The following is a 217-nucleotide window of genomic DNA, read 5'->3' on the forward strand; positions in this document are numbered from 1 at the left end:
GTGCCGAGCCGCCTGGGCCAAGGCTATCAGTGACAAACTGGCTATTGGTTGTGCGAACCTGGGTGAACCACGTATAGTTCACGCCGAGCCCTATGAACGGACGGAATTTCGATTCGGCTGAAAACAGGTGGTATCGAACTTCGATGGCGGGCGGCATCGGCTTTGTCGTGCCGAGGTTGCCGTACTTCTGTAGCGTCCCGTCGCCAACCAGATTCAC

Annotated in this window: 1 protein-coding gene; it reads right to left on the bottom strand. The window is 57.1% G+C overall.

Going from position 1 to position 217, the window contains the following annotated elements:
- On the bottom strand, positions 1-217 hold a 217-nt coding region (locus tag P0D80_RS51830), incomplete at both ends, for an OmpW family outer membrane protein (protein WP_408296870.1).

This window comes from Paraburkholderia sp. RL17-373-BIF-A, from assembly GCF_046030175.1.
In the GTDB taxonomy this organism is placed as follows: domain Bacteria; phylum Pseudomonadota; class Gammaproteobacteria; order Burkholderiales; family Burkholderiaceae; genus Paraburkholderia.